Consider the following 15,199-nt stretch of genomic DNA (forward strand, 5'->3'; position numbering starts at 1 on the left):
GTCGTGCGGCCTCAGTTCTGGGATTGGACGGCTTCCTCGGTCGCCGCGGCGACCCCGTGGGCGGCGAGCACGTCGACGTACTCCGCGACCCGCGCCTGGAACTCCTGGTGCGCGGCGAGCACGTCGCCGAGCAGGCCGTCGCGCAGGGCGGCGGCGACGAAATCGCGCGTGCCCGAGGCGCTCGCGTGAGCGCCTCGGATCCGATCGGCGGCCGGATCGACGAGGGCCGCGGTGTGCTCGGTGGTTTTCGGTGCGGTCGTGCAGCGCAGGTAGGCGGCCACGCACAGCGCGAGGTGCTGCGGCATCCGCCCGGCGTCGAGGTGCAGCGCCGCCGGTTCGGGTACGCGCTGGGCGAGCTTCGTGGAGCCGTCGGAGCCGACCTGGCGGGTGCGGTGGCCCAGGGCGCTGTTGCTCCAGCGCGTGAACAACTGCGCGGAGTAGTCCTCGAACTCGATGCCGGAGGGCATCGTCAGCGTCGGCAGGTAGTCCTCGCGCATCAGCCGGTCGGCCGCTCCGGCGATGTGCGGGCGCGCGGTCGACTCGGCGATCAGGTCGCAGCCGTCGAGCGCGCCCAGGTAGGCGATCAGCGAGTGGGTGCCGTTGAGCAGCCGCAGCTTCATCAGCTCGAAGGGCTCGACGTCGTCGGTGAAGGTGGCTCCGCCGTGCTCCCACGCCGGGCGTCCCGCGGCGAAGCGGTCCTCGAGCACCCACATGCTGAACGGTTCGGCGGGCACGGGGACCTCGTCGCGCAACCCGAGCCGATCGGCGACGGCCTCGCGGTAGGCGTCGGTGGTGGCGGGCACGATCCGGTCGACCATCCCGTTCGGGAAGGACACCGAGGTGCGCAGGTAGGCGAGCAGGTCCTCGCGCTCGGCGGCGGGCAGGGCCTCGGCGAACTCGCGCACCAGCTTCCCGGTGAGGTCACCGTTGCCGGTGAGGTTGTCGCAGCTGAGGATCGACACCGGCGCGGCGTGCGTGGCGGCGCGGCGCTGCAACGCGCGGGCGAGCCGGCCGATGGTGGTGCTCGGTGCCCCTCCCGCCAGGTCGGCGCGGACGTCGCGGTCGTCGAGGTCGAGGCCCTGGGTGCGCGGCGAGCAGGTGTAGCCCTTCTCGGTGATCGTGAGGGTGACGATGCGGGTCTCGCGCGCCGCCAGCGCGTCCAGCACCGCGTCCGGGTGGTGCGCTGCGACCAGGACGTCGCTGTGCACGGCGGGCACGCCGACCTCGGTGCGTTCCGGCGAGATTTCCACGACCCCGTAGCGCATGTCCTGCTCGCGCATCGCTTCGGCGACGGTGACCGAGGAGTTCGCGACGCCGACGATCGCCCACGGACCCTCGGTGTGCTCCAGCGCGCGGGCGGTGTGGACGGCCTGGTGGGCGCGGTGGAAGTTGCCGAGTCCGAGGTGGACGATGCCGGGCGCGCCCAGCGCGCGGTGGTGCTGCAGCGCGGAGACGGGTGTGGTGGACGCGGTGAGTCGGTGCATGGCGGACCAATCGACGGACGTGTTCAGCGGGCGGCGGGGGCCGTGGAGTCGCGCACCACGAGCTGCGCGGGCAGCTGGTGCTGGCGCGGAGGCGGTCGGTGCCCGCCCAGGATCGGGCCGAGGAGTTCCACGCTGAGCGCGCCTGCCTTGGACCACGGGATCGAGATGCTGGTCAGCGACGGACGCGAAACGTCGGTGAGCGCCACGTCGTCGATGCCGATGACGCTGAGCCCGTCGGGCACCTGCACCCCCAGTGCGCGAGCTCCCTTGATCACGCCGAACGCGACGAGGTCGTTGTGGGTGATCACCGCGGTCGCGCCGGTGGCCAGCACGCTGGCGGCCACGGCGGTCCCGGACGCGACGGTTTCGGCCTGCCAGCCGAGGACTTCCAGGGCGATTCCCGCCTCGGCGGCCAGGGTTTCGACCAGCTGCACGCGTCGGGGACTGGACCAGGAGTGCGGCGAGCCGGAGACGAACGCGATGCGCTCGTGGCCCAGCGCGGCGAGGTAGTCGATGGCCTGGCGCAGGCCCTCTCCGGCGTCGGCGAGCACGCAGTCGACGCCGGTGTGCTCCTGGTTGATGAGCACGGCCGGCGTCGATCCGCACAGCTCGACCAGCTCGTCGGCGGGCAGCCGCGACGAGCACACCACGATGGCCGCGACCTGGCTGCGCAGGTGGACGATCGCCTCGCGCTCGCGATCCGGCTCGCGGTCGGTGTCGTGCAGCACGAGGGTCTGCTTGCGGCGGCGCCCCTCGCCCTGCGCCGCCTTGACCAGCGTGCCGTAGACGGGGTTGGCGATGTCCGGCACGACCATCGCGACGGTGGATCCGGCGACCTGGGCCTCAACGGACTTGGCCGCCTGATAGCCCAGGTCTTGGGCGGCGTCGAGGACCTTGCGCAAGGTGTCCGGTCCGAGCCGCTGCGGATCGCTGAACGCGCGCGACGCGGTGGACAGGGCGACGTCGGCCCGCTTGGCCACGTCGGTCAAGGTCGGCGCCATCGCCCCTCCGCTCCGTCACGCCCCGGCGGTGCACCGGGCAGAGCAGATATTGACCAACATTGCGCAAACTTGTCAACTGCCTTGCCGAGCTCAGCCGGCCAGTGCGCGGCGCAGCACCTGCCCGACCTCGGAGATCTGCCGCTGCGAGACCGCGGCGGACAGGATCGCCTGCGATCCGTGGAACGTGCCCGCCCACTGGTGCAGCTCGACCCCGACGCCCGCCTGCAGCAGGCGCTGGGCGTAGTCGAGGGCCTCGTCGCGCAGCGGGTCGAACTCCGCGGTGGCCACGTAGGCCGGGGGCAGGCCCGACAGATCGGTGGCGCGGGCCGGTGCCGCGTAGGCCGTGGGCGTGGCCGAGCCGAGGTAGTGCCGCCACGTGGTGGCCTGCTTCGCGGAGGTCATCCAGGGCGTGTCGGTGAAGTTGCGGGCCGACCAGGTCTGCATCCGGTCGTCGAGTTCGGGCTGGTTGAGTAGCTGGAAGCACAGCGGTGGCCCGTCCTGGTCGCGGGCGCGCAACGCGACGGCCGCGGCCAGGCAGGCTCCCGCGCTGTGCCCGCCGACGGCGATGCGCGCCCGGTCGACGCCGAACTCCGCGGCGTGCTCGGCGGTCCACAGCAACGCCGCGTAGGAATCGTCGAGGCCGGCCGGGTACGGGTTCTCGGGGGCCAGCCGGTAGCCGACGGAGATCACGGTGGTGCCCGCCAGTTCGGCGATGCGTCCGGCCCACGGGTGCTCGGTGTCGAGGTCGCCCATGACGAAACCGCCACCGTGCAACCACACCAGCGCGCCCTGGGCCCGTCGCGGCCGGTAGATCCGCACCGGCACGTCGGTTTCGCCGGGAACCAGCCGGTCGGTGACGTCCATCTGGGAGGTGTCCGGTGGCGCGGCCGCGGAGGCGAGCTCGGCGAGCCCCTTGCGGGCGGCTGCCGGATCGCTCAGGTCGGCCTGCGGGAACAGCGGGATGAATGCTTCGAGTTCGGGATCCATACCGGTAGCCTTCCCCGCCTCGCGCCCCGGGGCAGCCGCCACGCGTCGCGCTTTCCCGCTGACCCGCGCACCAGGTGTCGCTTAGTCTGCGAACATGGAAGCACTGGCCGCGCGGCTCTCGCACCTGGACGCGGAAGCCGGCGGAGCCGTCCGCGTCGTGATGTTCTACGACACGCTGATGCGCAGGAGGGTCGACCTGCCCGCGCTCGTGCGCGCCTCGGCGAACCTCGCCGAGTGCGTCGCCGCCGTCCGCCTCGACGGCAGCGCCCGCACCGTCCGCATGGCGCCCGACGGCAGACCCGCGCCGGAGCCGTCTTCGCCGCCGTCGGTGACTGTGCCGATCACCCTGGACGACGAGCGCATCGGATGCGTCTGGCTGGAGCGCGCCGGTACCCCGGCGAAGCTCGACGACCTGCTGCTGGACCGGCTCGCCATCGCGGCGGCAGCGGTGGTCGAACGCCACGGACCGGCGCCCACGACCATGGCCGACCCCGCGCTGGTGGAGCTCGTGATCAGCCCGGGCACCGACGAGCCCACCCGCACCCGCGCGCTCAAGCTGCTGGGCCTGGCCACCGACCGACCGCTGCGGGTGGCCGCGATCCGCAGCACGCGTCCCCTAGACCAGGTCGCCGCTGCGCTCTGCCCGGCGCGACCGGTGAAAGCCGCCCCGCTGGGCGACATCGGCGTCATCCTCGCGACCACGGTGGACGCGGAACGACTCCCGCCGGAGGTGCGGGCGGGCATCGGAGCGGCTGAGAGCGCCGAGCGGTCCTGGTGCCAGGCGCGCACCGCGCTGCGCTTCGCGGCGCCGCATCGTCCCGTCGTGCACCACCGGGACCTGGGCGCGGCAGCACTTCTCGAGCACGCGCCGCCAGAAGCGTTGCGGGCCAACGGAGATGTCGCCGCGATCGAGCGGATCGCCGCCGACCCCGACGATCTGGCCACGCTCGACGCCTACTGCGCGACCGGTTCCCGCCGCCGTGCTGCGGAACTGCTGCACCTGCACCACAGCAGCGTCGCCAGGCGGATCGACCGTCTCGGCACCGAGCTCGGCATGGAGCTCACCGAGTCCTCCGGGCTCGTCCGGGCCACCCTCGCCCTGACCGCCTGGCGACTGACCTCGGGGTGAGCGGTCGGCCAGTTTCGCGGCAGGTCCTAGTCGAGGACCGAGCCCGGTTGGCCGAGCGCTTCGCCGAGTCGGAGGCGGTAGAGGCGGGTCGGGCGGCCGCGCCGGGTGGGCTGCGCGCTGCCCTCGGAGGTGACCAGTTCAGCGGTGCCGAGCTTGCGGATCAGCCTTCTCCCGCTCGGATCGGTGATGCCCAGGAGGGTGGCGAGCTCGCTGGGGGAGACCGCGCGTCCGCGCAGCTCGCGCTCCAGCGCCACCAGCCGGGACAGCGTGGTGGCGCTCAGCCCGACCTCCCGCGCGAGGCTTTCCAGCTCCGCGCTGTGGTCGCGGTAGGCGAATTCGGCGCGACGGCCGGATCCGCCGATCGGGCCGATGATCACCCCGCTGTCCTGGATGACGAATCCGCACGAGTTCGGCTCGGCCTCGGCGCGCACCGCGGCGCGTTCCGCGAGCGCGATGCCGGCCCGCACCGAGGTGCCGAGCCCGAAACCGGCGGCGACGCGCACGTCCATGGTCCGCTCGACCTGCTGCAAGGCCGGTACCACCTGCCAGTCCGCGGTCGCGCGTTCCAGCAGCGCTTTGTGGGCGAACAGGACCAGCCCGCGCCTGCCGCGGTTCTCCAACCAGGACCCGGCCAATTGCGGGTCCTGCAGCAGGATTTCGCGTAACCCGGCCCGGGCGCGGTCGACGTCGTCACCGTCGCGGACGTGGAACACGCCTGCGGCGAAACGCGCACCGTCGGCTTGGCCGGAGCGCACGTGGAGCAGCAGTTCCTGCAATTCGCCGCGCACCGAATCCGCCGTGAGATCGCTGTCGACCACCGGTGCCTCGGCGCGCAGCGCTTCGGCGATCTCCTCGCGCGGGGTGATCACCACTCCGCCGTTGCGCAGCGCCGTGCGGTGGTGCGCCAGGATCTCCTCGACCGGCTGACCCGACGCGTAGGGGAGGGCGGAGTGCCGGACGCCGAGGGTGCCTGCGACCTCCTGGATGACGTCGGGTTCGAACGTGTCGATGCTGGCCCGGCGGTGCTCGGGGAAGTCGTTGCGCATCCTGGCCACCGCCAGCGCGAGCTCGAGCGCGCCAGGCCGGGTCACCGCCACCGGCAGCCCGTCCGGGACCTGCCCGCGCACGGCCTCGTAGGAGCCCGGGCCCACCAGCAGGCCGTTCATCCCCTGCGTGGCCAGCAGCTCCTGCAGCCGGTCGATGGCCTGGCCGGTTTCACGGCACACGCCCCAGCGCAGGGTTGCGCCGGTGACGGTGCTCGCGGCCTGGCGGAAGACGTCTTGGTGCCGCGCGTGCACCAACACGCCGATCACCACGCTCATGTCGCCACCTGGATTCAGTTCGCTGACGAAACTTCACCAGGATTGCGCGATCAGTGTTCGCGGTCAACGCGATCGCGCTAGTCGGTGATGATTCGGATGCGGTCGGCGTGATCGAGACGATAGCCGACTCCGCGAACCGTCGTGATGAGATCCAGCTCAGGGCCCAGCTTGGTGCGGATCCGCCGGACGTGGACGTCGACCGTGCGAGTCCTGGGCTCGCTGGAGAAGTCCCACACGGCCGCGAGCAGCGTGTTGCGGTGGTGCACCCGACCGGGATTTCGGGCCAGGAACACCAGCAGGTCGTACTCCAGCCTGGTGAATCCGATTCGGGTGCCGTCCTGGCGGATGATTTGCCTGGCGGCCACGAGGATTCGCAGCTTCGGCTGATCGGCCGGCCTGGAGTCCACCGTGGACTGCGCCGGGATCACCTCACGCAGCTCGGCGTTGCGGGTCAGGATGCTCTCCAGAAGGCCCAGGTCTTCGCGGGTGACCACGAATCGGGCGGTGACTTCGACGAGATCGGCGTCCTCCGGGACGAAGTCCGCTGGTGTCGGGTCCAGCTTCATGGCGCGTTTCTCCAGTGCTGCGGGGTGTGAACGGGCGGGAGTGGCGGTGCTCAACCGCGCGGACACGCAGCGGAGGCGACCCGCAGCAGGTCGATGTGCGCACGCTGCACCAGCAGCGGTCCCGATGCCATGCCACAAGATGGAAGCAGCTCCCACAGATGAGGTCAAAGCGTTCCGAGTGGTGAGACCGAACAGGTCAGCGGCGCAACCAGCGCCGCACGCGCGACTTCGCCCTGGCCGGGGCGGGCGGCTGCGGGGTTTCGGCCTGCCGGGGATCGGTGCGCTGGGCACGCCAGCTCTCGACGAGGGCCTCCACATCGACGGGTGCCACGGCCACCTGCGGCCCCTCCGGAGCGCGCAGGTGCTCCACGATGCGCCGGTTGAGCTCGGTCGCGACATCGCGCACCGCCTGCTCGGTGGTCAGGTCCGCGACGGTCCCGGGCAGTTCGGCGACCTCGCGCCGCAGGCGCAGGGGAGTGGGCAGCAGCGCGCTGCCGGAGAGGCCCTCGCGGCGGAGCTGCTCCTTGATCCACCACTGCTCCTCCAGCGGAGCACCGGCACCGGGCAGCGGCTTGCCCGCCCCGGGCAGGTCGTCGAACTCGCCCCGCTCCTGGGCGGTGCGGATCTGACGGTCCACCCACGACTCGAAGGTGACCCCGGGAGGCTTGCGCTCGGCCATGTCTCGATTGTCCAGGCCGACGCGGTCAGTCGCTACCCTCGGTGGCCGTCACCGGCTGCGGCGGAGGAAACCGTTGAGCAGCGCCGCCTGCCCGGCGTGCTGCAGGTCGTCGGCGATCACGCTCACCAGGCGAACGCCGAGGGTGACCGGCGGCGACCAGCTGGCGTCGATGACCTCGTCCAGGTCGGCGTCGCTGAGCCCGGTGACGTACCGCAGGGTCTGCTCGTGCACGGCGTCGTAGTAGCCGGTCAGCAGCTCAGCGGAGGCGCGCACCGACTCCACCTGGTCGGGGTCGTGGCCGTAGCCGGTGTCCTCCTCGTCCAGCGGGAGCTCGAACCTCGTCGCCCAGTTCTGCACCAGCCACACCTGCTCGGTCTCGGCGACGTCGGCGATGTGGTCGTCTTGCACCCGCGCGAGGTGCCACAGCAACCAGGCGATCGAGTTGCTCTCGGGGTCGATGCGGTGCGCCAGGGCCTCCTCGTCGAGGCCCTCGACCGCGTCGTGGACGGCCCCCTGAATCCGGCTGAACGCATCGACGAGCACATCGGCGCTGGTCATCCGGTTCCGCTCCTCACGTACGGCGGCACGAGCTTGCGCACACGGTACGACCCATCACCTCGTTCGGCAGCGGATTCGGCCACGGCGTGTTCGGTTTTCAGCGGCGCCGCGGGACCGGGATGCGATCCAGGTCCGAGGCCACCACGATCGTGCCGTCGAAGACCTCCGCGGCCTCGTCGTGGAACCGGCGAGGATCGGTGTAGCGCTGGGAGAAGTGGGTCAGCACCAGGCACCGGACGCCGCTCTCGGCCGCGACCCGCGCCGCCTGCTTCGCGGTGAGGTGCCGGTACCGCTCGGCGAGCTCGGCGTCCTGGTCGAGGAAGGTCGATTCGATCACCAGCATGTCGGCGTTCTCGGCGAGCGCGAACACGCCGTCGCAGAGACGGGTGTCCATCACGAACGCGAACCGCTGCCCGGGCCGCACCTCGCTGACCTCCTGCGGATCCACCGTCCGTTCGCCGACTCGGACCGCTTCGCCGCGCTGCACCCGCCCGATGTCGGATCCTCGAACGCCCGACCGCGCCAGCACCTCCGGGAGCATCCGGCGGCCCTCCGGTTCCTCCAGCCGGTAGCCGAACGCCTCGATGCGGTGATCCAGCCGGACCGCGCGCAGGATGCCGAACTGGTCCCGCGCGATCTCCCCGTCGCCGGTGATCGGGTGCTCGTCGAGGTGGACCGCGTTGTCGTGGGCGGAGGCGTGGCGCAGGTGGTGGAAGTACTCGGCGCCGGAAGCCGGGTAGTGCGCGTGCACCGCGCCGCGAACCCGATCGGCCGCCATCCGGTGCACCACCCCGGGCACGCCCAGGCAGTGGTCGCCGTGGAAGTGCGTGAGGCACAGGTGATCGACGTCGTTGGCGCTGACACCGGCGAAGGTCATCTGCCGCTGCGTGCCCTCGCCGGGGTCGAACAGCAGACCCCGCCCGTCCCAACGCAGCAGGTAGCCGTTGTGGTTGCGGGTTCGGGTCGGCGTCTGGCTGGCCGTGCCGAGCACGACGAGTTCCCGGTTGGACACGCCCGGCACCCTATGCGCCGGACTGCCTTCCGCGGAGCCGAACTCACTCTTCGGGCGGCTGTGGACGACCGGACTTCACCTGCGATTCGTCATCGCTTTCCGCCGCGTGCTCCAGCGCGCGGGTCTCCTCGGGCGGGTCGGGACGCAGCAGGCTGCCGGGCACGGAATGGCCGGCGGCGCCGAGCTGGTTCATCTTCTTCGGCACCGGAGCGCCCTGGTAGTCGAGCGGTTCCGGGTGGCCGTGCGCGTCGGTCGGACCGAGCGGCTGGTGGATCTCGATGAACTCGCCGTGCGGCAGCCGCTTGATGATGCCGGTCTCCACACCGTGGTCGAGCACTTCCAGATCGCCGCGCTCCAGACCGAGGCAGATCCGGTAGGTCACGTAGTAGGCCAGCGGGGGCGCCACCAGCACCGCGATGCGCCCGGCCCAGGTCATCATGTTCAGCGACAACCCGAACTGGAAGGCCACCACATCGTTCATCCCGGAGATGAGCACGACGATGAAGAACGCGATCGCCATCGCGCCCAGCGAGGTGCGCACGGGGTTGTCGCGGGGCCGCTGGAGCAGGTTGTGGTGGGCGTCGTCGCCGCTCAGCTTGCGCTCGAGCATGGGGTAGATCGCGGCGATGGTGAACACCAGTCCCATGCCCAGGATCAGGGGGAAGAACGGCGCCGGGATCGTGAACGGACCCAGGTAGACCTCCCACGGCGGCCACAGGCGTCCCATCCCGTCGGTCCACATCATGTACCAGTCGGGCTGGGAGGCCGCCGACACCTGCGAGGCGACGTAGGGGCCGAAGTTCCAGATCGCGTTGATCTGGAAGATGCCGCTCATGACGGCCAGCACGCCGGTGACGATCAGGAAGAACCCGGTGGCCTTGACCGCGAACGCCGGCATGATCCGCACGCCGACGACGTTGGACTCGGTCCGCTGCGGACCGGGGTACTGGGTGTGCTTCTGGTACCAGACGATCGCCAGGTGCACCGCCACCAGCGCGAGGATGATCCCGGGCAGCAGGAAGACGTGGAAGAGGTAGAAGCGCGGGATGATCTCGGTCCCGGGGAACTCCGCGCCGAACAGCAGCCAGTGCAGCCAGGTGCCGATCACCGGGATGGACAGCAGGATGCCGGAGGCGATCCGCAGGCCCGTGCCGGAGAGCAGGTCGTCGGGCAGCGAGTAGCCGATGAACCCCTCGAACATCCCCAGCACGAACAGGCTGACGCCGATGAGCCAGTTGGTCTCGCGTGGTCGTCGGAACGCACCGGTGAAGAAGATCCGGAACATGTGCGCCACGATCGCGGCCATGAAGATCAGCGCGCCCCAGTGGTGCAGCTGACGCGCGAACAACCCGCCTCGCACCTCGAAGGAGATGTCCAGCGTGCTCTCGAACGCGCGGGACATCTCGACGCCGCGCAGATTGGTGAACCGGCCGTCGTAGGTGACCTCCGCCATCGACGGGTCGAAGAAGAAGGCCAGGTAGGTGCCGGTGAGCAGCAGGACGATGAAGCTGTACAGCGCGATCTCGCCGAGCAGGAAACCCCAGTTGGTGGGGAACACCTTGTTCAGCTGCCGTCGTATCCCCGGTGCGGCGCGGAAGCGCTGGTCGAGCCCGTCGGCGCTATCGGCCACCGAACGGGACAGCCTGCTCTCCGGCCGCGTCGGCTGGGTCAGCTTGCTCATGTCGACTCCAGGCATCGCCGGAATTCAGACATTGCCAACCCAGGTTACTGCTCCCCGCGCTGCGCAGCAGGCGTCAGAGTGCTACTTGGCGTGGAACAACGCCTCGAAGAACGTGGTCAGGGACGTCACGACCGTGGTGAGGGCGCCGAAGACGGTGGTGACCGCGTTGCGTACCGCTTCAGCGGCTGAGACGGGGTCGCGCACCAGCAGTGAGCCGCAGACCAGCACCACGAGAATCACGATCACGGTCACGGCTTTGCGGTTCATGCGATCAGCCTCCGTCGGTCCGCCCGGCGCGCCGCAGGAACCCTACCTCGCCCATCCGCCACTCCCGTCACACAACCGGGTCACGCGTGTCACGTCTGGGACACGCTTGCCGGGGCGGTCGGCCTGAGCGGTGTGACCTGCTGCGAGCTGCAGGGGTGGGCGGCGAGTCGCGTGGTGACCGGAGGTCGTCGCTGAGAGGCTTCGCGCGTGCACGACAAGATCGCTGACGGACGCTCCATCCGTCGCTGGCGCCGGCGACTCGCCGACGAGCGCGAGGAAGCCCGCGTCTACCGGAGCCTGGCGGATCGCCGCACCGGCGAGGAGCGCGACATCCTCCTGGGACTGGCCGAGGCGGAGGAGCGGCACGCCCGCTACTGGGAAGACCTGCTCGGCGATGAGATCGGTCCGCGCAGGCGCGGTCATTTCCGGATGCGGCTCCTGGTCGCGCTGGCCCGCCGCTTCGGGTCGGTGTTCGTGCTGGCCCTGGCCCAGCGCGCGGAGAGCCGTTCGCCGTACCACTACGACCAGGACGTCCCTCCGTCCATGGCCGCCGATGAGCGCATCCACGAGGAGGTCGTGCGCGCCTTGGCGGCGCGCGGGCGGGCCCGGGTCTCCGGTTCGTTCCGCGCGGCGGTCTTCGGCGCCAATGACGGCCTGGTCAGCAACCTCGCTCTCGTTCTGGGCGTGATCGGCGGGAACCTGCCGACCAGCGTCGTCCTGCTGACCGGACTGTCCGGCCTGCTGGCGGGCGCCCTGTCGATGGGGGCGGGCGAGTACATCTCGGTCCGCTCCCAGCGGGAGCTCCTCGCGGCGGCGACGCCGGATCCCGAGGCGCGCGCGGTCGTCCCGCACCTGGACGTCGACGCCAACGAGCTGGCCCTGGTCTACCGGGCCAGGGGCATGGACGAGGACGAGGCCCAGCACCGCGCTGACGCATTGCTGCGGCGGTTCCAGCTGAACCCGCCTCCCGCGAAGGCCGATCCCGAGGTCGAGTCCGGGAGCCCGCGCGAGACGGAGGACCCCGGTGAGCACGAGGTCGTGGGGTCGGGGTTGAACGCTGCGGTGTCGAGCTTCGTGTTCTTCGCCTCCGGCGCGCTGGTCCCGGTGCTGCCCTTCCTGGTCGGACTCAGCGGGCTCCCCGCGGTCGTGCTCGCCGTGGTGCTCGTCGGTCTGGCGCTGATGCTCACCGGCGCCACCGTGGGCGTGCTGTCCGGAGCGGCGCCGCTGCCGCGCGCGCTGCGTCAACTCGCGATCGGCCTGGGGGCCGCCGGGGTGACCTACCTGCTGGGAGTTCTGTTCGGCGCGACCGCCGGTTGACGCCGCTGCCTCGCCCGTTCCGGCCCTGCGGCGAGGTGCGGGCGGTGATACTTCCGGCGTGACGACTCAGAAGTACATGTTCAACACGGCCGACGACGGCGAGCACGCGCGCCTGCTCGGACAGGCGCAGCTGTGGGACCGGTTGACCTTCCGCAGGCTCGAGGGCCTGGGCGTCGGCGAGGGCTCTCGCTGCCTGGAGGTCGGTGGCGGGACCGGCACGGTGGTGCGCTGGCTCGCCGACCGCGTCGGCCCGACGGGAGGTGTGGTGGCCACCGATCTCGAACCGAAGTGGCTGCGCACCGTCGAGGCTTCGAACGTCGAGACCTTCGAGCACGACATCAGCACCGAACCGCTGAGTTCGGAGGCCTACGACGTGATCAACCTCCGGCTCGTGCTCATGCACCAGGCCGACGAGCAGGCGGTGCTGCGCAAGCTCATCGACGCGCTCGTGCCGGGCGGCCGGCTGCTGGTGGAGGAGTACGACATGCGCAGCCTGCCGGTCTGCCACCCGCCGGACGACACCTGGCACACCGTCGCCGGAGCCTCGGTCGAGCTCGTCAACGCGGCAGGTGCGGACGTGCGGCTGGGCGTCAAGCTGCAGGGCATGCTGGAGGGCGCGGGCCTGCTCGACGTCGACGCCGAGGCGGTGGCGTTCCCCCGGCGCGTCCCCGACATCCAGGCCTGGCGCCAGCAGTTCGTCGAGGTCGGCCCCCGCCTCGTCCAGGGTGGCTGGGTGACCGCCGAGCAGGTCGACAGCGTGATCGCCCGCTTCGACGACCCGAACTGCGACCTCGTCGTCTACGGCCCCACCCTCGTCTCGGTCACCGGCCGCAAGCCGGAGTGACGGCGTGGCCGTGAACGCGCCGTGAAAGGCGCTGCGTTGACGCTGGAGCGGTGACGGCTCGGCGACGCAGGTTCACCGCACGCCAGCGGCTGTTCGAGAAGCGCCGGTGAGCACCGTCCCTGGGGGTGATCGCTTGAGATCGCAGCGAGCTCCAGCGCGGATGACCAGGTGCTTCGGGCGTTCAGCTGATGCCGAGCGACTCACCGGGCTGCTCGGTGAGTCCCGGCTGGTCACGCTCGTGGGCGCGCCGGGGGTTGGCAAGACCCGGCTCGCGCTCGAACTCGGCGGTCACAGCGGCTTCGTCGCCCTGGAGGCCGTCAGTGGTTCCGGAGCGGTGCCGACCGCGTTCGCTTCGGCACTCGGTTTCGCGCAGGAGACCGGATCGACGACGACCGACATGATCACCGCGCGGTTGGCCGAGGCCGAGGCGCTGCTCATCGTCGACAACTGCGAGCACCTCGCCGACGCAGTCGCGGAATTCGCCCATCGCCTGCTGCTGGATTGCCCGAGGACGCGGATCCTGGCCACGAGTCGAGTCGGCCTGGGCGTCAGCGGCGAGCAGTTGTTCCGGGTGCCGTCTCTGGACGGTGACTCCGCGGCCCTCCTGTTCGCCGACCGCGCTCGTCTGGTCCGGCCGGACTTCGTCGCCGACGCGGCCGTGGCGCAGATCTGCGGGCGCCTGGACGGGCTGCCCCTGGCGATCGAGCTCGCAGCCGCCTGGACCCGCGTGCTCACACCCGTGCAGATCCTGCACCGGCTCGACACCGTTCTGCCGATGCTCGCCCAGGCCGAGACCTTCGCGGGCGGGGATCGCCACAGCACGATGGAAGCGACGGTCGCCTGGAGCTACCGGTTGCTCAGCCCGGAGCAGAAGCGGCTCTTCGGTCAGCTCTCGGTCTTCGTCGGCGGATTCGACCTCGCAGCGGCGGCGGCCGTGGCCGGTGTCGACGTGCTCGACGAGCTCACCGCGCTCGTCGACCACTCGCTGGTGGTGGCCCAGACCGCGGGCGGAGGGATGCGCTACCGGCTCCTGGAACCGATTCGGGAGTACGCAGCAGCTGTTCTCGGGACCGATGAGGAGCGAGCGCGCGCACGCCACGCCGAGCACTACCGAGCCGTGGCCCGGCGTGGAGACCTCGGCCTGCGCCGGGGGGACCGAGGACGCCACCTGGCCGCGATGTCCGAGGAGGAGGGAAACCTCCACTCCGCGTTGCGCTGGGCACGTGCGAACGACCAGGCGCGAGGCCTGCTCATGGCCACCTCGTTGGCGTACTTCTGGGAGCTGCGGGGACGCATCAACGACGGCCGCGCGTGGCTGGCGGAGTTCCTGGACGCCGGGACCGCGGAGGAACGCGCGAGGGTCGAGGCTCTCACCCGGCTCGGCAGGCTGGCCTGGCGCCAGTGGGACCACGAGGAAGCCCGGCGTTGCTTCACCGAATGCCTCGACGTGGCGCGCCGCCTGGACGACCACCAGGGAATCGCCCGCGGTATGCGCAACCTCGCTCTGGCCGAATGCCCGGCGGGCGATCTCCAGCGGGCCGCTGACCTCTGCGAGCAGAGCATCCGGCTGCACTCCGCCCAGGGGGACGAGATCGGATGCGGATGGGCGTGGACGGTGCTCGGCATGGTCAGAGCCGCCGAGAGGCGGTGGCAGGACTGCGATCGGGCGTGCCGGGAGGCCTTGGACATGAGCCGCGAGCAGCGCAGCACCGCGCTGGAGGCCACCGCGCACTTGGGGATCGCGTTCGCCGCAGCCAACCTGGGCGACACCTCGACGCACCGCCGCCACGTGGCGGCGGTGCTGGCCGGGTTCAGCGACGGCGGTCCCTTCATGGACGACCCGGACTGGCTGTGGGCGGCCAGCGGCCTGGCAGCGAACGAGGGGCGGAATCGCGCGGCGCTCCGCCTGGCCGGTGCGGCGAGGGCCGTCGGGCGCCGCGGCAGCAGGATGCCGTCCACGATGATGACCTTCAGCGATGAGGCGGTCGAACGCGTCACGCGCCAGGTCGGCTCCCGCACAGCGGCCCGACTGATGTCGCAGGGCGCGGCGATGACGGTCGAGCAGCTCGCGGCAGCCGCGCTCGAACATCCGGACGCGGCCGATCGCCCGCTGTCCGCACGCGAGCGCGAGGTGGCGGTCCTGGTCGGCGACGGGTTGAGCAACGAGCGGATCGCCGCCGAGCTCGTTCTGTCCCGTCGAACGGTGGAGACCCACGTCGAACACCTCAAGCAGAAGCTCGACCTGTCCGGGAGGAACGAGCTCATGGCGTGGGAGCTGTCCCGCCGCGTGGAAACCGACGAGGTGGGCTGAACCCGATTCCGCGTTCTTACGGATGTCCCGTGCACCCCGCG

Annotated in this window: 15 protein-coding genes; 4 read left to right on the top strand and 11 right to left on the bottom strand. The window is 71.2% G+C overall.

Annotation, left to right across the window (positions count from 1 at the left end):
• Positions 1-11: 11 nt before the first annotated feature.
• From FHU35_RS13045 to FHU35_RS13055, 3 genes are all read right to left on the bottom strand, one after another.
• Positions 12-1,484 (bottom strand): mannitol dehydrogenase family protein, encoded by a 1,473-nt coding sequence (locus FHU35_RS13045; RefSeq protein ID WP_145739003.1) that lies wholly within the window; start codon positions 1,482-1,484, stop codon positions 12-14.
• A gap of 23 nt (positions 1,485-1,507) precedes the next feature.
• On the bottom strand, positions 1,508-2,485 hold the full coding sequence (locus FHU35_RS13050; RefSeq protein ID WP_145739006.1) for a LacI family DNA-binding transcriptional regulator: 978 nt from the start codon (positions 2,483-2,485) through the stop codon (positions 1,508-1,510).
• Between the two features lie 90 nt (positions 2,486-2,575).
• A complete protein-coding gene (locus tag FHU35_RS13055; protein WP_145739008.1) occupies positions 2,576-3,472 on the bottom strand; it encodes an alpha/beta hydrolase in 897 nt (298 codons plus the stop codon).
• A 94-nt stretch (positions 3,473-3,566) separates the two neighbouring features.
• Here FHU35_RS13055 and FHU35_RS13060 point away from each other — a divergent pair, with 94 nt between their 5' ends.
• Entirely contained in the window at positions 3,567-4,601 is a 1,035-nt protein-coding gene (locus FHU35_RS13060; RefSeq protein ID WP_145739010.1) for a helix-turn-helix domain-containing protein, read from the top strand.
• A gap of 26 nt (positions 4,602-4,627) precedes the next feature.
• Here FHU35_RS13060 and FHU35_RS13065 read toward each other — a convergent pair whose 3' ends face one another.
• From FHU35_RS13065 to FHU35_RS13095, 8 genes are all read right to left on the bottom strand, one after another.
• Entirely contained in the window at positions 4,628-5,923 is a 1,296-nt protein-coding gene (locus FHU35_RS13065; protein ID WP_145739012.1) for a helix-turn-helix domain-containing protein, read from the bottom strand.
• A gap of 77 nt (positions 5,924-6,000) precedes the next feature.
• Positions 6,001-6,489 carry a winged helix-turn-helix domain-containing protein gene (locus FHU35_RS30175; protein WP_145739014.1) on the bottom strand — a complete coding sequence of 163 codons (489 nt, stop codon included), beginning with the start codon at positions 6,487-6,489 and terminating at the stop codon, positions 6,001-6,003.
• A 50-nt stretch (positions 6,490-6,539) separates the two neighbouring features.
• The gene (locus tag FHU35_RS30425; RefSeq protein WP_425474138.1) at positions 6,540-6,620 is read right to left on the bottom strand and encodes a putative leader peptide; all 81 of its coding nucleotides are present in this window, start codon (positions 6,618-6,620) and stop codon (positions 6,540-6,542) included.
• Between the two features lie 65 nt (positions 6,621-6,685).
• Positions 6,686-7,168, bottom strand: a complete 483-nt coding sequence (locus FHU35_RS13075) for a DnaJ family domain-containing protein (protein ID WP_145739016.1) — start codon at positions 7,166-7,168, stop codon at positions 6,686-6,688.
• A 48-nt stretch (positions 7,169-7,216) separates the two neighbouring features.
• Positions 7,217-7,726, bottom strand: a complete 510-nt coding sequence (locus tag FHU35_RS13080; RefSeq protein WP_145739018.1) for a mycothiol transferase — start codon at positions 7,724-7,726, stop codon at positions 7,217-7,219.
• A 97-nt stretch (positions 7,727-7,823) separates the two neighbouring features.
• Positions 7,824-8,738: a ribonuclease Z gene (locus FHU35_RS13085; RefSeq protein ID WP_145739020.1), complete on the bottom strand. Its 915-nt coding sequence runs from the start codon at positions 8,736-8,738 to the stop codon at positions 7,824-7,826.
• Between the two features lie 43 nt (positions 8,739-8,781).
• Positions 8,782-10,419 carry a cytochrome bc1 complex cytochrome b subunit gene (gene qcrB / locus FHU35_RS13090; protein WP_145739022.1) on the bottom strand — a complete coding sequence of 546 codons (1,638 nt, stop codon included), beginning with the start codon at positions 10,417-10,419 and terminating at the stop codon, positions 8,782-8,784.
• Positions 10,420-10,500: 81 nt separating this feature from the next.
• The gene (locus FHU35_RS13095) at positions 10,501-10,686 is read right to left on the bottom strand and encodes a hypothetical protein (protein ID WP_145739025.1); all 186 of its coding nucleotides are present in this window, start codon (positions 10,684-10,686) and stop codon (positions 10,501-10,503) included.
• Positions 10,687-10,893: 207 nt separating this feature from the next.
• Here FHU35_RS13095 and FHU35_RS13100 point away from each other — a divergent pair, with 207 nt between their 5' ends.
• The 3 genes from FHU35_RS13100 to FHU35_RS13110 all read left to right on the top strand — a co-directional run bounded on the left by FHU35_RS13100 (position 10,894) and on the right by FHU35_RS13110 (position 15,158).
• Entirely contained in the window at positions 10,894-12,003 is a 1,110-nt protein-coding gene (locus FHU35_RS13100; protein WP_145739027.1) for a VIT1/CCC1 transporter family protein, read from the top strand.
• Between the two features lie 58 nt (positions 12,004-12,061).
• Positions 12,062-12,847 (top strand): class I SAM-dependent methyltransferase, encoded by a 786-nt coding sequence (locus FHU35_RS13105; protein ID WP_145739029.1) that lies wholly within the window; start codon positions 12,062-12,064, stop codon positions 12,845-12,847.
• Positions 12,848-13,007: 160 nt separating this feature from the next.
• Entirely contained in the window at positions 13,008-15,158 is a 2,151-nt protein-coding gene (locus FHU35_RS13110; RefSeq protein WP_145739032.1) for an ATP-binding protein, read from the top strand.
• Positions 15,159-15,199 lie beyond the last annotated feature (41 nt).

The organism is Saccharopolyspora dendranthemae, from assembly GCF_007829955.1.
Lineage (GTDB): Bacteria > Actinomycetota > Actinomycetes > Mycobacteriales > Pseudonocardiaceae > Saccharopolyspora > Saccharopolyspora dendranthemae.